18 protein-coding genes are annotated in these 25170 nt (G+C 58.9%); 12 read left to right on the forward strand and 6 right to left on the reverse strand.

Translation table 11 applies throughout. From position 1 onward, the window contains the following. The first annotated feature begins 7 nt into the window (after positions 1-7). A complete protein-coding gene (locus ACLH0J_RS20220; RefSeq protein ID WP_411388707.1) occupies positions 8-1120 on the forward strand; it encodes a hypothetical protein in 1113 nt (370 codons plus the stop codon). Between the two features lie 24 nt (positions 1121-1144). On the opposite strand, the gene ACLH0J_RS20225 is transcribed toward ACLH0J_RS20220, so the two are convergent. Continuing rightward, positions 1145-1840: a GntR family transcriptional regulator gene (locus ACLH0J_RS20225; RefSeq protein ID WP_411388708.1), complete on the reverse strand. Its 696-nt coding sequence runs from the start codon at positions 1838-1840 to the stop codon at positions 1145-1147. Between the two features lie 2 nt (positions 1841-1842). Then, entirely contained in the window at positions 1843-3639 is a 1797-nt protein-coding gene (atzF, locus tag ACLH0J_RS20230) for an allophanate hydrolase (protein ID WP_411388709.1), read from the reverse strand. 243 nt (positions 3640-3882) lie between these two features. Here atzF and ACLH0J_RS20235 point away from each other — a divergent pair, with 243 nt between their 5' ends. Beyond that, the gene (locus ACLH0J_RS20235) at positions 3883-5259 is read left to right on the forward strand and encodes a pyridoxal-phosphate dependent enzyme (protein ID WP_411388710.1); all 1377 of its coding nucleotides are present in this window, start codon (positions 3883-3885) and stop codon (positions 5257-5259) included. Further along, complete coding sequence (locus ACLH0J_RS20240) at positions 5256-6422, forward strand: cystathionine gamma-synthase (RefSeq protein WP_411388711.1); 1167 nt, start codon at positions 5256-5258, stop codon at positions 6420-6422. The genes ACLH0J_RS20235 and ACLH0J_RS20240 overlap by 4 nt, the downstream gene beginning before the upstream one ends. 65 nt (positions 6423-6487) lie before the next feature. Here the strand turns inward: ACLH0J_RS20240 and ACLH0J_RS20245 are convergent, their stop codons facing one another. The 3 genes from ACLH0J_RS20245 to ACLH0J_RS20255 all read right to left on the reverse strand — a co-directional run bounded on the left by ACLH0J_RS20245 (position 6488) and on the right by ACLH0J_RS20255 (position 9527). Further along, positions 6488-7408 (reverse strand): FecR domain-containing protein, encoded by a 921-nt coding sequence (locus ACLH0J_RS20245; RefSeq protein WP_411388712.1) that lies wholly within the window; start codon positions 7406-7408, stop codon positions 6488-6490. Beyond that, complete coding sequence (locus ACLH0J_RS20250; RefSeq protein ID WP_411388713.1) at positions 7405-7923, reverse strand: sigma-70 family RNA polymerase sigma factor; 519 nt, start codon at positions 7921-7923, stop codon at positions 7405-7407. The genes ACLH0J_RS20245 and ACLH0J_RS20250 overlap by 4 nt, the downstream gene beginning before the upstream one ends. Positions 7924-8075: 152 nt before the next feature. After that, complete coding sequence (locus ACLH0J_RS20255; RefSeq protein WP_411388714.1) at positions 8076-9527, reverse strand: mechanosensitive ion channel domain-containing protein; 1452 nt, start codon at positions 9525-9527, stop codon at positions 8076-8078. A 360-nt stretch (positions 9528-9887) separates the two neighbouring features. Here ACLH0J_RS20255 and ACLH0J_RS20260 point away from each other — a divergent pair, with 360 nt between their 5' ends. From ACLH0J_RS20260 to solA, 5 genes are all read left to right on the forward strand, one after another. Then, entirely contained in the window at positions 9888-10322 is a 435-nt protein-coding gene (locus ACLH0J_RS20260; protein ID WP_411388715.1) for a pyrroline-5-carboxylate reductase family protein, read from the forward strand. 10 nt (positions 10323-10332) lie between these two features. Further along, positions 10333-10695: a pyrroline-5-carboxylate reductase family protein gene (locus ACLH0J_RS20265; RefSeq protein WP_411388716.1), complete on the forward strand. Its 363-nt coding sequence runs from the start codon at positions 10333-10335 to the stop codon at positions 10693-10695. Positions 10696-10697: 2 nt separating this feature from the next. After that, positions 10698-11444 carry a methyltransferase gene (locus ACLH0J_RS20270; protein WP_411388717.1) on the forward strand — a complete coding sequence of 249 codons (747 nt, stop codon included), beginning with the start codon at positions 10698-10700 and terminating at the stop codon, positions 11442-11444. 118 nt (positions 11445-11562) lie between these two features. Then, on the forward strand, positions 11563-12459 hold the full coding sequence (locus ACLH0J_RS20275; RefSeq protein ID WP_411388718.1) for an EamA family transporter: 897 nt from the start codon (positions 11563-11565) through the stop codon (positions 12457-12459). Beyond that, positions 12460-13620, forward strand: coding sequence for an N-methyl-L-tryptophan oxidase (gene solA, locus ACLH0J_RS20280; RefSeq protein WP_411388719.1), 1161 nt, complete (start codon positions 12460-12462; stop codon positions 13618-13620). Between the two features lie 237 nt (positions 13621-13857). Here the strand turns inward: solA and ACLH0J_RS20285 are convergent, their stop codons facing one another. Beyond that, entirely contained in the window at positions 13858-14724 is an 867-nt protein-coding gene (locus ACLH0J_RS20285) for a pirin family protein (protein WP_411388720.1), read from the reverse strand. Positions 14725-14940: 216 nt separating this feature from the next. Between ACLH0J_RS20285 and ACLH0J_RS20290 the strand changes: the two genes are divergently transcribed. The 4 genes from ACLH0J_RS20290 to ACLH0J_RS20305 all read left to right on the forward strand — a co-directional run bounded on the left by ACLH0J_RS20290 (position 14941) and on the right by ACLH0J_RS20305 (position 24576). Continuing rightward, entirely contained in the window at positions 14941-16047 is a 1107-nt protein-coding gene (locus tag ACLH0J_RS20290) for an efflux RND transporter periplasmic adaptor subunit (protein ID WP_411388721.1), read from the forward strand. A gap of 2 nt (positions 16048-16049) precedes the next feature. Beyond that, entirely contained in the window at positions 16050-19133 is a 3084-nt protein-coding gene (locus ACLH0J_RS20295; protein ID WP_411388722.1) for an efflux RND transporter permease subunit, read from the forward strand. 110 nt (positions 19134-19243) lie between these two features. Continuing rightward, positions 19244-23938 carry an RHS repeat-associated core domain-containing protein gene (locus ACLH0J_RS20300; RefSeq protein ID WP_411388723.1) on the forward strand — a complete coding sequence of 1565 codons (4695 nt, stop codon included), beginning with the start codon at positions 19244-19246 and terminating at the stop codon, positions 23936-23938. Continuing rightward, positions 23938-24576 (forward strand): hypothetical protein, encoded by a 639-nt coding sequence (locus ACLH0J_RS20305; RefSeq protein WP_411388724.1) that lies wholly within the window; start codon positions 23938-23940, stop codon positions 24574-24576. Before ACLH0J_RS20300 ends, ACLH0J_RS20305 begins: the two co-directional genes overlap by 1 nt. Positions 24577-25170 lie beyond the last annotated feature (594 nt).

The raw sequence follows: 25170 nt of genomic DNA on the forward strand, positions 1-25170 counted from the left end.
ATTTCGCATGGCTAAACCTCTCGACACACAACCGACCGATCCGGCGGCAACGAAGGCGTACCGCGCAGGAGATATCGAAACGTTTCCTTCTGGCTACACGACGTACCTGGCACCGCTACCGCTGCCGACAGAAGCAACACCACACAGTCCTTACGTGAGCGATCTCAACGACACGTACCTGGACTTTGGCGGCGGCAACCCCCAAGTATTTTCATGGCAGATGACATTGGGGGCGCCTTTTACCGGTGCGGTCTTCGCGCTCTTGGGCAGCCCGATTGTTCTTGCTTTGTTTGGCGTAGGCTTCGGATATGGATGGGTTGATATCTGGGATGCGATGCAAGGCGTATTTTTAGAGGCTTATGAAATTGTCTTCTGGGTATCTTTGTGCAACCTCGGCGTCTGCCTCGCGGCATGGCTCAAGGCCCACAGCCTATACACAGAAGTCATCCCCACCCGCTTCAACCGTCAACGCCGCGAAGTCTGCTTCATGCCCCAGGGCGCACAAGCCCCCCTGTTCGTCCCCTGGGAATCCCTCTGCGCCTGGGTCGTCCAGGCGCAAGGCGGCTCACAGTATGGCGTAACTCGCCAATACGGCATGGGCATGGGCTTTTATCACGAAGGGGAACTGGTCCGCGTTGAGTTCATGTGCGCCGGAATGCCGCTGGCGATTGCCCATTGGGAAGCCGTGCGCGCCTACATGGAGTACGAAGTCCACGACCTCAAGAGCATCCAGGACCCGATGGACCTGCAAGGCCCAAACGATCCGCCCCATGAAGGCCTGCACACCTTCCGCAACGCCCGCGCGCGCTTGCACCGGCGGATTCGCGAAAAGGAAGTCGGCTGGGTGTATGGTTTTTTCTGGTACCTCTACCACGTCATGACCTTCTGGACCTTGCCCAACCGCCTGGTCGAATGGGAAGTCAAACGCATCGCCAAGGTCGGCCGCAAAAAATTGCCGGAGGCCATGCGAGCCTGGTCGGAGTCGATTCCTGAGGAGCAGTGGGCCAAGCCCAGTGAGGCGTTGATTCGGTTGGGGCAGCGCGTGAAGGCGCTTAAGCAACGTCGGCCGCGGCGGGCGATCACGGATATTTTTGCCGAGGTGTATCGCAGCGAACATTAGGTCGCCATAGCAAGGCCGCTCTCATCAGGGCTGCCTGGCCATATGCAACCGGTGCAACGTGATCTCGCGTACCGCTTGCTTGCTGAGTTCGATGTGCCGCGTAAGCAGGTGCTGCGCCCGTTCACCGCGCCGCTGCAGGATGGCAGTGAGTATTTGTCCGTGCTCCTCGTACGTTGCCGCAATGCGGGAGGCCTGGGTGAAGTCGAGCCGGCGAATGATGCGGATCTTTTCCGTTATGGCGTAGTGCATGCGCGCCATTTCACGGTTGCCGGTGGCTTCCACCAGGGCGCAGTGAAAGCCTTCATCCAGCGCGGACACCGTCTGGGTGTCCTGCAGGCGCTCACCCTCCTCTACCTGCCAGGTCGCCTGCAACGCAAGCAACATTGGGCTCGGTTCGTCCATGGCGCATAAGCGTGCGACCGCCGCCAGTTCCAGTACGATGCGCACGTCGTACAGCTCTTCGAAATAGGCAAAGTCGAACGGTTTCACCTGCCAGCCGCTGCGAAAATACACCTCCAGAAAACCTTCCCGCTCCAGCCGATAAAGCGCCTGGCGCACCGGTGTGCGGCTGGCGTTCATGCGTTCGGCCACTTCACCTTCGCTGAAGCGATCGCCCGGCAACAGGCGGAACTCGAAAATATCCGCCTTGAGCTGCGCGTAGATCTGTTCCGCCAGACTGTCCGGGCGCGCCTTGGGTTTTCCTGCCATGGCCAGTTGCATGCTTACCCTCGGCTCGCGATGAAGGCACGCCAGCCACCGAATTCGGTGATGTCGAGGGCATCGGCCAGGGCCCAGGGCTCGCAGATGAAGCCTTTGACGCTGCGCCCATCCGCCAGCAGCAGGTTGCCGATGCCCAACGGCGCGGGAATCTCGGCGACGAACTCCCCGAAACGCGCAATCGGCATGTCCCACAGTTCGACGATGATCGCCCGCCCGCTGTCCGCCTTGGCCAGCCCGGGCTTGGGGGGCACGGTGCCCGGCAATGCGTAAAGGCGATAGGTGTCGGCGGTCAGGGTTTGTTCCACCAGCACCGCGTTGCGGCTGGTCAGTTGCACGTTCAACGGCATGCCGGTGAGGTGTGCGCCCACCACCGCCACGCGCACGGTGCCGGGGGCTTGCGTTGCCGGGGGGGCCGCAGGCAGGTGGCGCCCGGTGGCGCCCATGGGCAGGTCGAGACTGGCTTGCCAGCGCTTGCCCAAATGGGCCAGGGCACGGTCATGCCAGGCCGGTGCGAGCAAGGTGATGCCGCTGGGCAAGCCATCGGCGCGCAAGCCGGCGGGCAGCGCCAGGGCCGAGAGGTCGGCCAGGTTGGTGAAGTTGGTGTAGTAGCCGAACTGCGAGTTGTAGCGCACCGGCTCCTCGGCCATTTGCGCAATGGTACGAAGGGTCGGCGATGTGGGCACCAGCAAGGCGTCGAAGCCGGCCAATGTGTCATTGATCTGCCGGCTCAGCTCGGCCCGCAGGTATTCGGCCTTGTAGGCATCGCAGGCGCTGTATTGTCGACCGCTTTCAACAATGCCGCGCACCACCGGGTTGATCGCTTCGGGCTGGCGCTCCAGCATGCCTTCCAGGGCGACGGTGCGTTCGGCGACCCACGGGCCGAAGTACAACTGATCAGCCAGTTCTTTGAACGCGGTGAAATCCACCGGCGTGATCACCGCGCCCAGGGCCTTGAAGCCTTCGACCGCATGCTCAAACACCGCCTGGTTCTGGGTATCGCCAAAAAATTCCAGGCTCGCCGGAACGGCCAGTCTGATCGCCGTCGCCACCGCCACCGGTGCCGTATGGGGATTGGCACGGGAATAGGCATCGCGGGCGTCATAACCCTCTGCGACCTGTGCCACGCTGTCGGCGCAAGACACGGTCAAGGCGAACACCGAGATGCAATCCACCGTGCGGCACGCCGGCACCAGGCCGGTATTGGACAGTCGGCCCTTGGTCGGCTTGAGCCCCACAATATTGTTGAACCCCGCCGGCACGCGCCCGGAGCCGGCGGTGTCGGTGCCCAGGGCAAATGCCACCAGACCACGGGCCACCACCGACGCAGAGCCAGAGCTGGAGCCGCCGCTGACGTAGTCGCCATTGAAGCTGTTGCCCACCGCGCCGTAAGGCGAGCGCGTGCCCACCAGGCCCGTGGCGAACTGATCGAGGTTGGTCTTGCCCATCAGGATCGCGCCGGCTGCGCGCAGTGTCTGCACGACGGAAGCATCCTGCGCCGCCGTGTAGGCAAATGCTGGACAAGCCGCCGTGGTCTCCCAACCGGCCGCATCGATGTTGTCCTTGATCGCAAACGGCACACCATACAGCGCGAGCTTGGCGATATCGCCGCCCACCGCCGCCAGGCGCTCGCTCAATTGCGCCAGTTGCGCAGCCAGTTGCGCAGGGGTGGCGCGGGCGATCCAGGCGTTGTCGTCGGCCGGGTATTCGGCGGCGAGGGCGAGCAAAATATCCGGGGTGATCGTGCCGCTACGGTAAGCGGTTTGCCACTCAGCCAGGGTCCAGCCGAAAGCGTGGTGCATGGGAAACTCCATCTTGTATCCAAGTTTGAATTCCTTGAAGCAAACCCCAGGCCAATCCCGATCCGCAATGAATACGGGGCAATCGCTGCAATACGTGCACGCTGATGGCGCACCCATCCATCGCCCATGCGCCAAAAACAGACAGACAGCGCACCGCCCGGTTGCGACCCGCCCGATACCGGCCTATGTTCCAAGCCATGCGTTGCATTCAGCTGTCCATCCCCCCCGGATTGAGGTGACGACATGCCCAGCCACTCCCGCCCCGCCGTGCTTGAGCTGATCGGCAACACGCCGCTGGTTCGGGTCAGCCGTTTCGATACCGGCCCCTGCACGCTGTTTCTCAAGCTCGAATCCCAGAACCCTGGCGGCTCGATCAAGGACCGCATCGGCCTGGCCATGATCGACGCCGCCGAACGCGACGGCCGCCTGCGCCCCGGCGGCACCCTGATCGAAGCCACCGCCGGCAATACCGGTCTGGGCCTGGCGCTGGTGGGCCGGGCCAAGGGTTATCGCGTGGTGCTGGTGGTGCCCGACAAGATGTCCACGGAAAAAGTGCTGCACCTCAAGGCCATGGGCGCCGAGGTGCACATCACCCGCTCCGACGTAGGCAAGGGCCACCCCGAGTATTACCAGGACATGGCCGCGCGCCTGGCCAGGGACATCCCCGGTTCATTTTTCGTCGATCAGTTCAACAACCCGGCCAACCCGCTGGCCCACGAAACCAGCACCGCCCCGGAAATCTGGGCGCAGACCCAGCACGATGTGGACGCGATTGTGGTGGGTGTCGGCTCGGCGGGCACCCTCACCGGCCTGACGCGTTTCTTCAAGCGCGTGCAGCCGGACCTGGAAATGGTACTGGCCGATCCCGTGGGCTCGGTGACGGCCGAATACAGCCGCAGCGGCAAACTGGCAACACCCGGCGCGTGGGCCGTGGAAGGCATCGGCGAAGACTTCGTCCCCTCGATTGCCGACCTGTCCAGCGTGCGCCATGCCTATTCCATCAGCGACGAAGAAAGCTTCGACCATGCCCGCCAACTGCTCAAGGCCGAGGGCATTCTCGGCGGTTCGTCCACCGGCACCCTGCTCGCCGCCGCCCTGCGCTATTGCCGTGAACAAACCGAGCCCAAGCGCGTGGTCACGTTCGTGTGCGACACCGGCACACGCTACCTGTCGAAGGTATACAACGACCAGTGGATGACCGACGCGGGCCTGTTGCACTACGAGCACTACGGCGACCTGCGCGACCTGATCGCGCGGCGCTTCGAGGACGGCCGGGTGATCAGCGTAAGCCCCGACGACACCCTGCTCACCGCCTTCCAGCGCATGCGCCTGGCCGATGTGTCGCAACTGCCGGTGCTGGTGGATGGGCAAACATTGGTGGGTGTGATCGACGAATCCGACATCCTGCTGGGCCTGCACCATGACGCCGCGCACTTCTCCATGATCGTCGCCAGCGCCATGAGCGATCACCTGCAAACCCTGCCCCCCAGCGCCAGCCTGGCCGAATTGCAGGCGGAACTCGATCGCGGCCTGGTTGCCATCATCGCCGACGCGTCGGACTTTTATGGCCTGATCACCCGCGTCGACCTGCTCAACCACCTACGGAGATCCCTTGCATGACTCAACCCGATAACACTGCGTTCGCCACCCGCGTGATCCATGCAGGGCAGTCACCCGACCCGACCACCGGCGCGCTGATGCCGCCGATCTACGCCAACTCCACCTACCGGCAAGACAGCCCCGGCGTGCACAAAGGCTTCGACTACGGCCGCTCCCACAACCCGACGCGGTTTGCCCTGGAGCGCTGCGTGGCGAACCTGGAAGGCGGCAGCCAGGCGTTTGCCTTCGCGTCCGGGCTGGCGGCGATTTCCACCGTGCTGGAATTGCTCGATGCCGGCGCCCATATCGTCTCCGGCAACGACTTGTACGGCGGCACCTTCCGCCTGTTCGACAAGGTGCGTCAACGCAGCGCCGGGCACCGCTTCAGCTTCGTGGACCTGAGCGATGTGGCCGCGTTCGAGGCCGCGCTGCAGGACGACACGCGCATGGTCTGGGTCGAAACCCCGAGCAACCCGCTGCTGAGCCTGACCGACCTGAGCGCAATCGCGCGCATCTGCCGTGAGCGGGGCATTCTGTGCGTTGCCGACAACACCTTCGCCAGCCCCTGGATCCAGCGCCCGCTGGAGCTGGGTGTCGATATCGTGGTGCACTCCACGACCAAATACCTCAATGGCCACTCCGATGTGATCGGCGGAATCGCCATTGTCGGCGACAACCCCGACCTGGCCGAACGCCTGGGCTTCCTGCAGAACTCGGTCGGCGCCATCGCTGGCCCGTTCGATGCGTTCCTGACCCTGCGCGGCGTAAAAACCCTGGCGCTGCGCATGGAGCGCCATTGCAGCAACGCCCTGGACCTCGCCACCTGGCTGGAACAGCAACCGCAGGTGGCGCGGGTGCACTACCCCGGCCTCGCCTCCCATCCGCAACACGCACTGGCGCGCCAACAGATGCGCGGGTTTGGCGGGATGATCTCGGTGGACCTGAACACCGACCTGGCCGGCGCCAGGCGCTTCCTGGAAAACGTCAGCCTCTTCGCCCTGGCCGAAAGCCTGGGCGGCGTCGAAAGCCTGATCGAACACCCAGCGATCATGACCCACGCCAGCATCCCGGCGGCGACGCGGGCGCAGTTGGGGATTGGCGATGGGTTGGTGCGGTTATCGGTGGGGATCGAGGATGTGGAAGACCTGAGGGCGGATCTGGCGCAGGCGTTGGCGCGGATCTGAGCGTGTGGATGGGCTTGCTGCGGCGAGCCTGCACACCACAACAAACCGGCCAGCCAGAAAAATCCTCAAGCCTGAGCTTTGCGCAACGTCACCCAATACCGCGTCCGCGCCTGCACCTCCAGCCCCAGCGTCGAGGCCAGCAGGCGGAGGATACGGTCGGTATCGTCCAGACGAAAACTGCCGGTGACCCGCAACGTTTCCAGGCTTGGATCCCAGCGCAACACCCCGGGCCGGTAACGCTCCAGCTCGCGCAAAAAGTCGCCCAATGCCTGGTTCTGCGCGGTCAGCACACCGTCGCGCCAGCCCAGTTGCAGCGCATCGAACGTCCGCCAGCCGCCGAGCCCGCCGGCGTTCAACGGGGCTTGCTGGCCACCGTGCAGCGTCGCGGTGTGCCCGCTCCGGTCGTGCACCTGCACCGTCCCCGTGAGCACCGACACCAGGCAGCCGGAGGCCAGTTGCCGCACGCACACATCGGCCTGGCTGACCCGCAGCTCGCCGTAACGGGTGTGTACCGTCAGCGCCACCGTGCCCGGAACGCTCAGGGCCAGTTCACCGTCGACCAGGCGGATGCGCCGCTGCGCCAGGTCCACGTCCACCGCCGTGGCCGTGTTCAGTTGCAGGCTGGCACCGTCCGCCAACGGCAGGCGTTTGCGCTCGCCGGTGGCGGTGTGCAGGTCGGCGCGCCAGGTGTCGATGGGCAACTGGCGGCCGATCAACCAGGCTGCCGGCACCAACGCGGCCACCCCCAGCGCACGCTTGAGCACAGCGCGGCGTGCCGGTTGCGGGCGGTCGAGACTGGCCATCGCCAGGGCCTGGGGCACGTCGCTGAAACGCTGGCGCAGGGTTTGCGCACGTTGCCAGATCTGTTCGTGCTGGGGATGGCTGTCACGCCAGTGCTGCAACGCGGTGTGATCGCGCTCGGTGGCCGCGCCGGACTCCACCAAGGCCAACCACTGCGCGGCGGCGCGCGCGATGTCGCGGTTCACAGCTCCACCAGCAGGCAATGCTCGTAGGCCTGGGCCATGTAGCGCTTCACGGTGCGTTCGCAAACGTCCAGACGCTCGGCGATCTCCCGATAGCCCAGGCCTTCCAATTGGCTCCACAGAAACGCGCGGCGTACCAACACCGGCAAGCCATCGAGCAACTCATCCAGGGCTTGCAAGGTTTCCAGCACCAGCCAGCGCTGTTCGGGCGACGGCACACAGGCTTCGGGCAAGTTCGCCAGGGCATTCAGGTACGCCTGCTCGAGGCTGCGCCGCTGATGGAAATTCACCAGCAGACGCTTGCCGACCGTCACCAGGTACGCCCGGGGTTCCTGCATCTGCGCAAGCGGCTGAGCACTGGCCAGCACGCGCAAAAACGTGTCCTGGCTCAGGTCGGCCGCATCCCAGGCATTGCCCAGGCGCCGCCGCAGCCAGCTTTCCAGCCAGCCGCGGTGGTCGCGGTACAGGCTGGACAGCGTCAGTTCGGGGGCGTGCATCGGGACAACAGCATCATTCATGGCAACCACCTGCACGGCGCGATCGAGTCTCAAATGAGATTCATTCTATTTAATAACGCGCAGGGACACCATGATCTTTTCAACGTTGTGTTTAGAGGCTGGTCGCCTTGCAGGTAGCGCGCAGATAAACGCTTGCTCGTCCCCCCTCCCGATCAAATCCCGTGGCCCCGCTTGCGCAGCCACTGAAGGAAACCCTTCTTCACCGGCACCACCGGCGCGTCCTGGGTCAAGGCCTGGGCGGCGTGAAGGCGGAAATCCAACAGCGACTTCATCGCTTCGCTGATATCGTGGCGCGCATCCAGGCACGGCTTCAAGTATTCCTTCTCGATGCGGTACAGCACGCAGAAGGTCTTGGCGCAAAAGTCCGCCAGCGCCGCGTCGTCGGACAGAATGCCCGCCTCGCCGATCACCTCCCCCGGCCCCATGCGCCCCGCCTCGATTTTGCGACCGCCCTTGGTCAGCATCACCGACACCACCCCGGACTCGACGATAAACAGATGGTCGCTGACCTCCCCCGCCGGCAGGATCACCTCGCCGGCGCGATAGGTGTGCAGGGTCATGTGCTGGCTGAAGGTGTCTTTCTCTTCCTGGCGCAAGGTGGAGAAAATCGACGAACGCTCCAGCAACGCCCGCGCAGCGGACATGGCCGGCGGCGCGCCGCTCTCGGTGGCGGACAGCAAACGCACACCGGCCGCCTGCAAATGCCGGAACGCAAGATCATAAAGCTGGTTGCGCACCTCACGCTTAAGGGCCATGGCCGGCACAAACCCGCTGATTTCATACTCGACCCCTTCACTGGCGCAGGTCTTGAACGCCACGCTGGGCGCCGGCTTGGCCAGCAGCGGCCGGCAACCCTGCATCGCACGCTCCAGCGCTTCGATCACGGTTTGCGGGCGCGCATGGGGACTGACCTGCAGGCTGACCGTCAGGCCGAACATATCCGCCGGGCGCGAGAAGTTGATGATCTTGGCCTTGGCCGCCAGGGAGTTGGGAATCACCGCCAGGCTGCCCTGGGAGGTTTGCAGGCGCGTGGCGCGCCAGTCGATGTCCGTCACCCGGCCTTCGGTACCGTCAATGGAGATCCAGTCGTCGATTTGATAAGGCTTGGTGGTGTTGAGGACGATCCCGGAAAACACATCGCTCAGCGTGCTTTGCAAGGCCAGGCCGACGATGATTGCCACCGCGCCGGAGGTAGCAAGAACGCCCTTGACCGGCAGATCGAGCACATAGGCCATGGCGGCGATGATCGCAATCAGGAAAATCACCGCGCCCATCAAATCCTGTAGCAACCGCCCGGTATGCCCGACCCGCTGCATCATCACCGTGCCGAGCAATACCGTGAGCGTGCGCGCCGCGAACAGCCACCAGCCGATCTGCAACGCCGTGGCGGCCAGGTGCAAGGCCGTGTCGTTGGTATACGGCGCGATTTGCATGGGGTTCATGCCGTCGTTGAACAACACGGCACTGAACACCGCAAAGATCGCCAACCGCGCCGCGAGCTTCCAGTTGGCGAGGTTGGCAGAGATAAGACGCCACACGGCAATGTCGATAAAAATCAGCGCCACAGCGCACAGCATCGGGTGATCAGCGATAAATGAGGGCATCCAGACGACTCCAGGGCGAATGGCGGGAAGATCGCATGAAATGGGGGGTGGGGGGTATATCTCGGCGAAAAATGTAGGCGCCATGGGAGAGTGATTCAACTGCATCGCATAGGCAGAATGGTTTAACTAAGTGGTATCGGTTCAGATAACGTCCTTCAGACAATTCCCAGTAGGCTTCTAAATACTCTCCGAGGATATTGGACAACTTAAACAATACATTCGGCATTCGCGCACAATTAAAACACCACAAGAAATGGACTACATATTTTTGGGACGCACCAAGCTTGAAATAAATCCAGTTCAATACGAGTCTGAAAGCAGCAAGCACCACTCACCCTATCAATTAGGATACCTTCGTCCATGACAGTGGAAAAAGATATTATTATTGTCGGCGCAGGTCATATGGGGCATGCAATTGCTCTTGGATTAAAGCGATCAAATAAAAATATGTTGATAACCGCTATTGACCCCAATAGAACCTACGAGAAAGAAATGAAAAATGCAGGCATTTCAGTGATGGATACCCTGCCAAAATCTATTACATCGAATGTAATAATTCTAGCTATCCCACCGCAAGCTTTTGTACAGTTCGCACACAGCAACTCACAGTTTGAGCACTATACCGGCATGACGATTTCAGTCATGGCTGGAATAAATTTATCGAAACTAGTAACCCACCTAAAAACATCCCAAGTCTGCAGGGCAATTCCAAATCTTCCTTGTGCCACTAACGAAGGCATGAGCGTACTAATGTGCACTTCTCGGACCACGCAAAAAAAACAAACACTTAGTTAATGATTTATTTTTGAAACTGGGAACCGTACTCACCGTAAGAAAAGAAAATTTAATTGATGCTGCCACAGCATTGGTAGGCGGAGGTCCTGCTTATATTTCTTACTTTGCACAAGCTCTTATTGAATACGCCCTATTGGCTGGCTTCGATGAAGCCAATGCTTACTCCATGGTAATTCAAACACTGCGCGGAACTTCAGCACTTCTTGACGGACATCAAGAGTCTCCGGCGAGACTTTATGAAAAAGTCATGACTCCAAAAGGGACAACCGAACAAGCGATCAATTTTTTTGATAGCAAAAAAATGCAAGCCATCGTTATAGATGGACTCAAACACGCCAACGCACGCTCGAGAGCATTAGGACGGAGACCTTAGATATGCAGGGACTAATAGATCACGGTATAGCTGGCCGGCTTTTTTTATCGAGCAACCGGGAAAAACATCTTGATGATATCTATAAAATTTACTTTGGCCTAGGTCAAACTTTGACTCTCACCCACACACCTGAAGTCTTCAAAGTTAGTCTTGCAGGCATTCGGCTTGGCCATTACTTACTGCAATCAGCACGACCTAGAACTTTGAACAGTAGCTTCTTGGATATCGGCACAGGAAGTGGCGTCCACGCGCTACTGATGCGCAAGCTTGGCAGCTATGATATTACGGCGACCGACATCTGCAAAAAATCAATCACGCAAGCGAAGATCAACGAAGATATCAATTTCGAAAAAAGTTCTGTTTCCTTTCTCGTGAGTGACCTATTTAGCGATCTTCCTGAAAGACAATTCCAAACAATCGCTTTCAACCCACCTGGTTGGAGAACGCCCTCACAATCACTTATCAAGCATCTGGAAATGCCGACTCAGAATGGCCAACTGCCCATACGCGCCATGTTCTATGGTGACGAGGTGATGAGCCGTTTCCTTGAGGGCCTCCCCAGATATCTTGACCCCATGGGTGTCGCAATTGTTGGACTGAACTCTTTGGTGGGAATACGTGAGGTATTGGACAAATACAATCAAAAACACAACAACCAACCTCCATTAATCTACAGATTAATTGAGCGACATACACTCCCACTTATTCATTATTCAACACATTGGAAAGCACTAGAAAAAAAAACTTAAAAGCGGAGTTCAATAACTGGGAGAAGCAAGATCTAGCTGCATACTCCACAGACCAAAATGGCAACATTTATTGGTCATATGAAATCATTGAATTTTCTCATCGACCGATATATAAACCATGAACCCACAACACCTCCCCCGCCCAATTCACTCACTAGCTATAATCTTGTCTGGGGCGGCAAATTTTTTTCTAGGAATATCATCTCTTTACTGGAAAGAGCTTGGCGAAGTTTCATCTATGACATTGGTTGCCTATCGAATCACATTATCCGCTATTACCTTAACGCTTTTTGTTGTTTTTTTTCGCCAAGCAAAGAAAACAACAAAAGTCACTCTAAAATCAATTCACCTACATTGCATTGCGTCGTTACTCATTGCAATCAACTGGGGAGCCTTCATCTGGTCCTCCATAAACGGATACTTACTAGAGAGCGGGCTTGGTTACCTGCTGGCTCCTTTTGTTTCTATTGTGCTTGGTTCAATAGTTTATCATGAGCCTATTAGCTTACGAAGCGCCATATCTGCCATTGTGGCATTCGGCTCAGTTGTTGCACTCATCATATACACCAACGATTTAAACCATTTCACCTACCTTTCAATTGCTACAGCATGGGGACTTTACACCTACATTAAAAAATCAACCCTTTTAGATTCCGTAAACGGGCTCCTCATAGAGACCCTTTTCTTAACCGGTTGTTTGACAGTAGCCACTGTGGCATTCAACCTTCCAATCACATACCCCAATGAACTTCCAAACAAATTAATCTGGTTAGCGGGCGCGGTATCCATCGCACCTTTGCTGATGTTGTCTTACTCCACCGGAAAAATGCCACTTTCCCTGACAGGATTCTTACAACTCATATTACCCATTACCCTTATAACAATTTCAATATTTTCGAACACGCAACAAATATCAGACACCCCATTAACATTAACCCTCATAACAACCGGCATATTGATCTCCCTTATCACCTACGACATTTCAACCTCCCAGCGACAAAAAAAGGATATATAAGTGAATAATAGCTATGACGTCATTGTTATTGGCCTTGGAATTATGGGAGCTGCTGCTTTGTGGAGAGTGGCACCGAAATGCGCTAGGGTATTAGGAGTTGACGCATTCGGCCCCAGTCATTGCTATGGATCTTCCCAAGGGGCCTCGAGAATTTTTCGCCGCGCTTACTGGGAAGGCGAGAAGTACCTTCAGTTACTTAACCAAGCTGATTTATTGTGGAATGAACTAGAGGACGTGACTGAAAGACGTCTTCTGTATCGCACAGGAGGCGTTTTCATTGGAGCTAAATCCAGCCGTGTAGTGGCCGGAAGCATTAAAACCGCAAAACACGGAAAAATTGATCATGAGGTATGGATGGCTTCTGACGCCAGAAAACGCATGCCCGCATTCAATTTGCAGGATGAGATGCTCGCTGTATACGAGCCTGGTGCGTATGCAATTTCGGCCAGTGAAGCGAGATTGTGGATGTTGAATGAGGCCGTTCGATGCGGTGCCATCACTGAGTTTGGAAACCACGTGTTGAAGCTCGAAAACCATGGTACTGCTATCCGCGTGACAACTAAAAATGGACGTATTTATTTTGCAGGTTCGGTGATAGTCACAGTGGGGCCTTGGGTCACTAACAACCTCATGCCGGAGTTCAAAAGCTTCTTGGAGCCTCGTCAGGTTCCTATATATTGGTTCAAACCAAAAGTAGGTGCCGACAAGCTTTTTTCTCATGAACAATTTCCAGTTTTTCTTTACGAGCGCGAAGACAGCAGCCTTCTCTACGGCGTGCCCTCAATTGTCAGCAATGAACTCGGGGTAAAAATTGGCTTTCACAATAGGCAGCAAAATTCTATCTCTCCTAGTTGGAAGAGTGCCCCCGTGCAAGACATGTATAAAAACGAGATATCCTCAATTATTCAGTCCATACTCCCTAAACTTGACCCCATCCCTACGCAAGCAAAGAACTGTTTCTACACGATGACTCGTGACGAGTCTTTCTTAATAGGAATATCTAAAGAATTTAAATCAACTTATTTCGCATCTGCTTGCTCAGGGCACGGTTTTAAATTTGCGCCAGCTATTGGTGACGCCCTAGCCAATATGGCTATTGCTCAAAAGCCAAACTGTTCTCTATTGGCTTTTTCTGCCGATAGATTCAACTCGTCATTATAAAGAACTTGAAAACTGTCACCCGACTTATCCCCTGACGAGTTACATAGGATGACCAGCCATGAGCGACGGCATCCAGACGACTCCAGGGCGAATGACGGGAAGACTGCATGAAATCGAAACAATGGAAACAAATTGTAAGCGCTGGCTTGCCGGTGATGCAGACGCCGCGGTGTATCCGTCACACCGCGCTGATGCTCTCGCTGGCAAGCCAGCGCCTAAGGGGTTTTCGGTGAGTTGTCAGTCATGCATCCGCCCAAACTGCCCCGACTGGAAATCGGCAAACGCCTGATGAATCTCCTGCTCGGTGTTCATCACAAATGGCCCATGGCCCACGATCGGTTCATCGATAGGTTCGCCACTGAGCAACAGCACCTTGGCGTCGTCGCTGGATTCCAGGGTGAGTTGGCTACCATCACGCGCGAATAGCGCCAGTTGTCCTGGACGGGCGACTTCTTCGTCGTTGACCCGTACCGTACCGCGCAGGATCACCAGGGCGGTGTTGCGCCCAACGTGCAGGTCCAGGGTCACGGGCTTGCCGGCATTGAGGCGCAAGTCCCATACGTCAATGGGCGTGAAGGTACGGGCCGGCCCTTGGGTGCCGGCGAACGCCCCGGCGATCAGGCGCAGGTGCCCGGCGCCGTCGGCCAGCGGCAGTACGGGGATGTCGCCGTCGACGAGGGTCTGGTAACCCGCATCGGCCATTTTGTCCTTGGCCGGCAGGTTGACCCACAGTTGCACCATCTCCAACACCCCGCCGCTGCGGGCAAAGGCTTGAGAGTGGAATTCCTCGTGAAGAATGCCCTTGGCGGCGGTCATCCATTGCACATCGCCCGGGCCGATTGTGCCACCGGCGCCGGTGGAGTCACGGTGTTCGACTTCGCCGTCATAAACGATGGTCACGGTTTCAAAGCCGCGATGGGGATGCTGGCCGACGCCGCGACGTTGCTCGGTCGGGGTGAAATCGGCCGGCCCGGCGTGGTCCAGGAGCAGGAATGGGCTGATGTGTTTGCCCATCGAGTCGTAGGAAAACAGCGTACGCACCGGAAAACCATCGCCGACCCAATGGGCGCGAGGGCTGGTGTAGATACCGATCAGTTTTTTCATGGTGGTCCTCCAAAGTGCATACACCTTAAAACTCGCAGCAATTCGGCGCTAGACGGCTAAAACACATTTGATCGTCCCACTGATGGAACGATATACCCTCTCAGGGCCGTTCACCCGGCGGATGATCAAAGGCTGGATTTAATTATATTTCGACCATAATATTAGCAAAAGATTACGAGCGTAATTTTTACTCGATGGTTACCCCTGGAGCCCGTCATGCATCCTCTCCCCCTGCGCCTTCTCCCTCCCCTGGCCCTGTTGATCGTCCTCAGCGGCTGCAACAGCAAAGCCGACACCGCCGCCCAAACACCCCAGGCACGCCCGGTACTCGCCGCCAAGGTCGAAGCCGCCGGCACCCGGCAAAGCGCCTACACCGGTGTCGTGGCGGCGCGTACGGAAAGCGACCTGGGCTTCCGTGTCGGCGGCAAGGTCATCGAACGCAAGGTCGACCCCGGCCAGCACGTCTCCCGTGGCGACACCCTGCTGGTGCTGGACATCGGCGACTTCGAGCTGGCCCTGCGCTCGGCGAAAAACCGCGTCAGCGCCGCCCAGGCGCAATTGCGTCAGCGCCGCGACGATGCCGACCGCTACCAGCGCCTGGCCAGTACCGGCGCCGTTTCACGGCAGATTTTCGACCAGTCCGCCACCCAACTGCGGGTAGCCGAAGCCGAACTGGCCGCGGCGCAATCCGACGCCAGCCAGATCGAAAACCGCCGCACCTACTCGGTGCTCAAGGCCGATGGCGACGGCATCATCACCGACGTACGCGTGGATCGCGGCCAAGTGGTGGCCGAAGGGCAAATCGTCGCGCGCCTGGCCCATGACGGCGCCCGCGAAGCCCTCGTCAACCTGCCGGAAAACCAGCGCGACCAAGCCGCGCAAAAAGCCCTGGCCTTCACCTTCGGCGCCCCGGACCAGGCAGTAACCGCTACATTGCGCGAACTGTCCGCGAGTGCCGATCCCATCACCCGTACCTACCGCGCCCGCTATGTGCTGCATGGCGCCGTCGACCGCTTCGCCCTCGGCTCGACCGTCACCCTGCGCCTGCAAGGCAACGGCCAGGCCGAGCAAACCCGCGTGCCCATCGGCGCCCTGCACGACGCCGGACAAGGCGTCGGCGTGTGGCTGATCGGTGCGGACGACAAAGTCAGCTTCGCCCCGGTCAAGGTCGCCAGCCTCGGCCAGGAAGACGCGTTGCTCGACAGCGGCGTGAGCCCCGGCCAGACCATCGTCGCCCTCGGCGCACACCTGCTGCAAGGCGGTGAGGCGGTACGCCTGTCGCCCGCCCAAGTGCTGGCCCTCAACCGTCAACAGGACCACTGAGCATGCGCGGCCTCAACCTCTCCGCACTGGCGGTCAAGCACCGCGCGGTCACGCTGTTCCTGATCATCGCGATCCTCGCCGCCGGGGTTTTCTCGTTCGGCAAACTCGGTCGTGCCGAAGACCCCTCGTTTACGGTCAAGGTCATGACCATCACCGCCGCCTGGCCCGGCGCCACTGCCCAGGAAATGCAGGAGCAGGTGGCCGACCGCCTGGAAAAACGCCTGCAGGAACTGGACTACTACGACCGCGTCGAGACCATTGCCCAACCGGGTTTCGTGTCCATGCGCATGACCTTCAAGGAATCCACGCGCGCCGGCGAAATTCAGGAGCTGTTCTACCAGACCCGCAAAAAGCTCAGCGATGAAGCGGCGAAGCTGCCCAAAGGCGTAATCGGGCCCTTTTTCAACGACGAATATTCTGACGTGTACTTCGCGCTGTACGCCCTGGAAGCCGAGCACCTGCCCCATCGCCAGCAGGTGCAGATGGCCGAGGACTTGCGCCAGAGCCTGCTCGACCTGCCGGGCGTGAAGAAGGTCAACATCCTCGGCGAACAGGCTCAGCGGATCTTTGTCGAGTTCTCCTACGAGCGCCTGGCGACCCTGGGCATCAAGCCCGGTCAGATCTTCGCCGTCCTCGCCGCGCAAAACGCCGTGGCGCCTTCGGGCTTTGTGGAGACCGCCGGGGCCCGCGCCTATATCCGTATCGACGGCGCCTTCGACAGCCTGGCGTTGATTGAAAACGTGCCGCTGGAAGCCAACGGCCGTGTGCTGCGCATCGCCGATGTGGCCAGCGTCAGCCGCGGCTATGAAGACCCGCCCAGCTACCGCATCCGCCACCAGGGCGACCCGGCGCTGATGCTCGGGGTGATCATGGAGAAGCACTGGAACGGCCTGGAACTGGACAAAAGCCTCAAGGCCCAAGAGGCCAGAATCCAGGCCGACCTGCCCTTGGGCGTGAACTTCGCCAAAGTCTCCGACCAAGCGAAAAACATCAGCCTGGCGGTGAATGAATTCATGCTCAAATTCTTCGTCGCCCTGGCGGTGGTCATGCTGATCAGCCTGTTGGCCCTGGGCTTTCGCGTGGGGTTGGTGGTGGCCGCGGCGGTGCCGCTGACCTTGTCGATGGTGTTTGTGATCATGCTGCTCACCGGGCGCGAATTCGACCGCATCACCCTGGGCGCGTTGATCATTTCCCTGGGTCTGCTGGTGGATGACGCGATCATCGCCATCGAGATGATGGTGGTGAAACTCGAAGAAGGCTTCGACCGGATTCACGCCGCCACCTTCGCCTGGCACTCCACGGCCGCGCCGATGCTCACCGGTACCCTGGTGACGATCATCGGTTTTCTGCCGGTGGGGTTCGCCCGCTCCGGCGCCGGGGAATATGCCGGCAATATTTTCTGGATCGTCGGTTTTGCCCTGATCTCATCCTGGCTGGTGGCGGTGGTGTTCACGCCGTACCTGGGGGTAAAGCTGCTGCCGCCCATCAAACCGGTGCCCGGCGGCCACGACGCGATTTACGCCGGCCGCTATTACCAGGCACTGCGCCGCCTGGTGCAAGCCTGCGTGCGTCGACGCTGGCAGGTGACCGGGCTGGTGGTGGCTGCGTTTGTGCTGTGCGTGGTGGGCATGGGTGTGGTGAAGAAGCAGTTTTTCCCCAACTCCGACCGTTCCGAGCTGATCCTCGAGGTGTATATGCCGCCCGGCAGCGCCTTCAAAAGCACCGAAGCGGTGGCTGCGCAGTTGGAACAGGCGCTGTTGCAGGAGCCTCAGACCCAACTGGTCGACACCTATGTGGGCGGCGGTGCGCCACGCTTTTTCCTGTCGCTGAACCCCGAACTGCCGGACCCGGCGTTCGCCAAGCTGATCGTGCAGACCCCGGACTCCCATGCACGCGATGCGTTGAAGCGGCGCATGCGTGAGCGCGTTGCCGCCGGTGAGTTTCCGGCGGCGCGGGTGCGGGTGACGCAACTGCTGTTCGGCCCGCCCGTGCCGTTCCCGGTGGTGTTCCGGGTTTCCGGGCCGAATGTGGATGTGCTGCGCGGGCTGTCCGACGAGGTCCGCAAAGTCGTCGCCGCCAACACGCTGACCAAGGACGCCTTCCTCGATTGGGGCGAGCGCGCCAGCGGCTATCGCCTGGTGCTGGATCAGGATCGCCTGCGCCTGCTGGGTTTCACCCCGGACGAGGTCAAATCCCAGCTCAACGCCTTGCTCAGCGGCAACCCGATCACCGAAGTGCGCGAAGGCAACCGCACGGTTTCCGTGGTCGCCCGCGCCCAGGGCAACCAGCGCGAGAACCTCGGCAATCTCAGCAACATGACCCTGACCAACAGCGCTGGCGCGTCGGTGCCATTGGCCCAGGTCGGGCAATTCCAGGCGGTGATGGAAGAACCGATCCTCAAGCGCCGCAACCGCGCGACCACTGTGGAAGTGCGCGCCGACATCATCGACGGCGTGCAACCGCCCGACGTGGAAATGGCCGTGTACAAAGACCTGCAACCGCTGATCGCCAAGCTGCCCGCCGGCTACCGGATCGACATCGGTGGCCCGGTGGAAGAAAGCGCCAAGGCCAACGTCGCCCTGGCGGCGCTGTTCCCGATCATGATCCTGCTGACGCTCACGGTGATCATGTTCCAGGTGCGTTCGTTCGGCGTGATGTTCATGGTCTTCGCCACCGCGCCCCTGGGCTTGATCGGCGCGGTGCCGACATTGTTGCTGTTCAACCAGCCCTTCGGGTTTAACGCGATTCTGGGCTTGATCGGCATTGGCGGGATCTTGATGCGCAACACGCTGATCTTTACCGACCAGATTCGCCAAAATCAGGAACACGGCATGGCGACTCACGAAGCGATCATCGAAGCCACCGTGCGCCGTGCGCGGCCAGTGATCCTCACTGCACTGGCCGCGGCGCTGGCGTTCATTCCGCTGACGTTGTCGGTGTTCTGGTCGTCCCTGGCCTACGTGCTGATTGGCGGGGTGCTGGTGGGGACGCTGTTGACCCTGCTGTTTTTGCCGGCGCTGTGCAGCCTGGTGCTGGGGCGGGAGAAGACGAAGGTTGTCGAAACATCCCACGTAACTGCCGGATAAGCTCTACTCACCGCGTCTGAAAACCTCTGCAAAGTTCCTCGCCTGATTACCCAGCGCGAGGGACCGCCGATGCACTTCTCCACCCCTGCCCCGTTCAACGGGGCTGCCTCTTGATTCCGGTCATCGCCAGCTTCGTCCTGGCCCCCATGAATGCCCAGGCGCCGGACGTCGAAAGCGTCTTTCGTGATTTCAGGACGTGCCTGAATACCTTTGACCAATGGGCGTCGAGCTTCTGGAGCTTTTCGGCGCTGGAGGTTGAGCAGGTGTTCAAGGTCGGGGATGAGGTGGCGCTGGTCGCGCCGGCTTCCTCCACCACACCCAGCAACACCGTGGCCACGTGCAAGGCCCAGGGGTCGTTGACCCTGGTGCATCTGTTTGAAAGCGCGCAGTTTGTGCCCATCGGCAATACGCCGGTGATGCTGCAAGCCATTGCCGCGGATGGCAGCCCGATGGGCGCGCCGATCCATCACACGATAGGCCCCAGCGGCATACTTGAAGTCAAGGACTGCACCCGCGATCAGCGCTACCAGATCACCTTTTATCCCAACGTTTGCGAAGCTCACGTCAAGGCGCTGTATGCGTCCTATCAGGCGCTGATTGCGCAGCTGGAAAATCACCTGCGTGATGAGTGGACGCAGACGTTCAGCGCGCAATGGAGCGACTTCGCCAACGCCGCGCCGTTCGAGCGCAGCGCCTTGCAGAGCGTGGCGTTTTCCAGTGGGATTGCCAAGGCGCTCTACAACCTCTGGGACAACGTCACCCAGCTATACGACCTGTTGGCGGACCTCAAGGCCAACAGCGAAAAGCTGCTGCAGTACCTCTCCCAGGCCGAACTCGATGAGCTGCTCAAGCTCAGCAAAGACGCAATTGCCCACGGCCTGCTGATACTCAGCGACGAGCCGCTGCTGTTTATCTATTTAGCCGCCATGGTCGGCTGGATACGGCTGCTGCCACCGCCGCAGATGTACGAACTGCTGGGCGAGATCACCGGCGAGGTGTTGATCAATCTGTTCCTGGTCTGGGCCACGCGGGGCATGGGCGTGAAGATTCGCCTGGGCGCGCAGGTGTTGAGTCATGTCAAGTCAGGCCGTGCGCGCCAATGGCTGGAACGGCTGGCCGATCAGGTCGTCGGGCCCAAGCTGGAGGCGCATGCCGAGGCGGCCAGGCCATTGCTGTTGGGCAGCGCGGCGACACCGATCAGGAGCGTGCCGGTTGCGCCGTTGAAAGCGGGCGATCAGTTGGTTTCCAACCCGGTGCCGGCGGTGCGGGATAAACGCCAGCACACGGCGCTGGTCAGGCAGGAGCCCGTGGATGACGTGCCGACCTCGGCGAAAAATCCGAATGGCGATGCGGTGGCGGCGTCGGACAAAACCGTCACCCACGGTTGCCCGGTGTCGATGGTCACCGGCGAGGAACTGCTGACCCTGACCGATGGGGTGTTGGACGGGATCCTGCCATTCGAGTGGACGCGTGTGTACCGCACCAGTGCGGTGGACGTGGATTGCGGCTTGGGCTTTGGCTGGAGTCACGCGCTGGCGCAGCGGCTGTCGGTGTCGGGCGATTCGGTGGTGTGGACGGACCATGAGAATCGGACTACGACGTTTCCGCTGCCTTCCGACTCTCGACCGGCGATCACCAATAGCCTGGCCGAAGCGGCGATCTATCTGGGCGCTTCACCGGATGAGCTGGTGCTGGCGCAGGCCTCACAGTTCTACCACTTTCGCGACGGGGCGCTGACGGCGATCAGCGACGCGTATGACAACCGACTGCGGATTTTCCGGGATGCCCTGGGGCGCATCGAACGACTGGATAACGGCGTGGGGCGCTCGCTGTGTCTGCGCTACGCGGCGGGCCGTATCGTGGCCGTGGACTACCAGATTCAGCGTGCCAAGGGGCCTGAACCGTTCGAGTGGGTGACCGAACAAAACGTCGTTTCCTACGCCTATGACGAGGCGGGACGACTCACCTCGGCGACCAATGCCGTCGGTGGACGCGAGGTTTATCGGTACGACGAGCAGCACGTGATTCTCGAACGCCAACTGGCCGGTGGGGCGAGTTTCTTTTGGGCGTGGGAAGGCGCTGGCAAGGCGGCCAGATGTGTCCGGCATTGGGCCAGTTTTACCCAGATGGACACGCGTTATGCCTGGGGTGATGACGGCCGCGTCACCGTGCACAACGCCGATGGCAGCCAGGAAGTGTATATCCACGATCAACGTGCGCGGCTAGTGCAGCGCGTCGACCCGGATGGCGCCACGCACTTCAATTCCTACGACGACAAAGGCCGGCTGACGGTTGAGCAGGATCCGCTCGGCGCGGTGACGGCCTATCAATACGACGACGCCGGACGCTTGGTGGCGCTGTTTCCGGGGGACGATGAGCCGACGACCTACGAGCATGACCACGGATTCGTACGGGTTGTGCGGCGCGGCGCGGCGGTCTGGAAGTACGAGCGCAATGACCAGGGCGACGTCACGCGTAAGACCGATCCCGCTGGTCACGTGACCGACTACAGCTACAACAAATACGGGCAACTGGTTGGGGTGTGGTACCCGGATCATAGCTGTCATCGGCTGGTGTGGAATGAGCGTGGGCAGTTGCTTGAGGAGCAACTGCCCAATGGCGGGATCAAGCGTTATCGCTATGACGACCTGGGCCGGCAGATTGCGCGGGAGGACGAGCATGGTGCGCTGACCCAATACCAATGGGACGCTGCCGGGCGCCTGCTGAAACTCACTCAGCCTAGCGGCGCGTTCAGGGAATACAGCTACAACCCCTACGGAAAAATCACCGCCGAGCGCGATGAACGCGGCCACGTCACCCGCTACGAATACGCCGACGGCCTGCACCTGATCAGCCGCCGCATCAATGCCGATGGCACCCAGGTCAAATACCGCTATGACAACGTTAGGTTATTGCTGACCGAGGTCGAAAACGAGGTCGGCGAGTCCTACACGCTCGACTACCACCCCAATGGCCTGATCCGGCAGGAAACCGGCTTTGACGGCCAGCGCACCGCTTACGCCTATGACCTCAACGGCAACCTGCAGGAAAAGACCGAACACGGCGACGACGGCAGTCAGCTAATTACCTGCTACAAGCGCGATCACGCCGGCCGCCTCGTAAGAAAAACCCTGCCCGATGGCAGCACTGTCGACTATGCCTACGACCGCCAAGGCAACCTCCTCAGCGTCAACGACGGCCACTGGGCGCTGGCCTACGAATACGACCACCAAAACCGCCTCACCGCCGAACACCAAGGCTGGGGCACCTTGCGCTATGGCTACGACGCCTGCGGCCAACTTCAACACCTGCGCCTGCCGGACAACAACCGCGTGGTGTTCAACCACGGCAAAGGCGGCCACCTCGCCACCGTCGAGTTGAACGGCGCTCTGCTGACCTCTCATCTATTCAAAGCCGGCCAGGAGCATCAACGCCAGCAAGGCCAACTGCTCAGCCACTACCACTACGACGACCAGCAACGCCTGCATGCCCACACCGTCACCCAACAGGCGCAGCACCGCTACCAACGCCAGTACGACTACGACCCATCCGGCAACCTCACCCGCCTGCTCGACACCCGCAAGGGCGAACACCGCTACCACTACGACCCACTCAACCGCCTGACCCGCGCCGACCACTCCCAAGACGTCCAGGAACGCTTCGCCCACGACCCGGCCGGCAACCTGCTGATGCAAAACCGCCCAGGTCCCGACATCGTGGCCGGCAACCGCCTGACGATCCAGGGCGATCGCTCCTACGACTACGACGCCTTCGGCAATCTGATTCGCGAACGGCGAGGACGTGGGCACGCGTTAGTCACCGAGTACCGCTACGACTGCCAACACCGCCTGATCGGCATTACCCAGCCCAACGGCCAAACCGCCAGTTATCGCTACGACCCGTTCGGGCGGCGCATCAGCAAGACCGTTGATGACGTAACGACCGAGTTTTTCTGGCAAGGCGACAAACTCATCGCCGAACACCACGCCGGGCGCCATCGTAGCTACCTCTACGAACCCGACAGCTTCCGCCCGCTGGCCCTGCTGGAAGGCTTTGGTCCAGACGAAACAACGCCCTACCACTACCAACTCGACCACCTCGGCACCCCACAGGAACTCACCGCCGCCGATGGCGAAATCGTCTGGTCCGCCCACTACCGCGCCTACGGCGAAATCGCCCGCCTCGACAGCGGAAAAATCGACAATCCCCTGCGCTTCCAGGGGCAATACTTCGATCAAGAAAGCGGGCTGCACTACAACCGTCATCGCTACTACAATCCGGATATCGGTCGCTACCTGACGCCGGATCCGGTGAAGTTGGCGGGTGGGATCAATAGGTACCAGTACGCGCCCAATCCTACGGGGTGGGTGGATCCGCTGGGGTTGAGTTCGTGTCCGGGGGCGGATGGTTGCAAGCCAACCCTTAACGCTGAAAGTCCAACAAATCAATCAAAAACTAACGATGGCGAGCCAACGCTTCCAGCTCCCGCTTCTCGCCAAGAAAACACCGTAAGGGTACGACACTACACAAGCAGAACCGGCTCGAAAGGAATTGAAAAAGAGGGAATGATATTGGCTCAAGACAACAATAGAGTTTATCTCGAACCTGCAAAAAGCAAAGTACTAAGCCCTATAGGCGCACAGGATAAATATCAAATCGACAAAAGCAAAGGCCGAGATTACATTGAGACGGACGTACCTGAATCACGATTGGAATGGATAAAAAACCCTAGATACAACACTGTGGAGCTAACCGTAAAAGGAAACCTGAAACTAGACAACCCTGAGTTTACGAGAAGAAAATAATGCTAAAGCAAAATGAAAAAATAGTACTTACAGGGATAGAAGCACTGGATGCCCTTAAGGAGATCGAATTCATATTGATATCCCTACGCAAAATGGGCAACTTTTACGCCGAAAAGCCTAGTGCGCCAGAAGAATATCAAAGGGCAACCACTGATTTTATCGACAACTACGCTATCACAAAGCGCCTAGCAAAGGTTCGCACCATAATATCCCGCCATTTTGACGACAGTCTCGGTAAAGACGACATGGACGACATAGAAAGGCACTTCTCTGACTTGAAATTTTGGGAACCCAACAAACCCTTAAAAAAAGCAAACAACGCGACAAAAAAACTGGCTGTCTCAAGGGGCAAAATCGAACAAGTAACTTGCAAGCGCAACGAGCTACTCGTTATCTTCACAAATGAACTAGATGAATCATTACTGATCACTTTCCACAACGCTATTGCCTTCAATGGAGTCAGCACAATTGGTGCTGAAACCTGCGGATTAAGCGAGGAAACAGACTCCAATTTTTCGCAAGATAAAAAACACATTCCGTCCGTGCAAAATAAAAAAACCTACTATTTTAGGGCAAGCAATAACAAGGACATCATATTCACAATAATTGCAGACAGCTACAAAACTGAAAGCATATGATTAAAAATCAACAATCCAATACTAGCCCCCTATTAAGCTCTGAAATCAACTCTGGAAGACTTAATCACCAAGCTTTTATCACAAATAAAAAACAACAGTTTTACCTGAGCGCTCATTCGGATCAACCATATTCTTGGTCTATGGTTCTCCAAAAAATCCGCAACGAGGGCCCGTCACCAACGAAGTCACCTGCGAGCTGCAAGGAATTACCGATCAACACAATGTCACAAAGTGCGCGATCAGGCCCTTTGCTATCGGGCGCACGAACTGGCTGTTCAGTGACACGCCCAACGGCGCGACGGACAGCGCTCAATTTTACAGTTAAGTCTTTTCCAGCGACGCAAAAAGAAGTATTCGTTACGGTGTTCATAAAATTAACAGCAAGCCAAGCAAGCACCATTATCATGAAGAAATATAAACTATCGAAATAGAAACCAACACCATGAATACTGACAATACTGTTATACGTGCCCCACTACCGAAGAAGTGAAATGAAGATACAAGTAACCGACGTCCATTCCGACCAAGGCTTTTTACAAGTGAAATTTAACTCACCTTTAGGAAATGGTACGGCTTTATGGAGCGGTAGCATGC

Source organism: Pseudomonas sp. MPB23 (assembly GCF_046605395.1).
In the GTDB taxonomy this organism is placed as follows: Bacteria; Pseudomonadota; Gammaproteobacteria; order Pseudomonadales; family Pseudomonadaceae; genus Aquipseudomonas.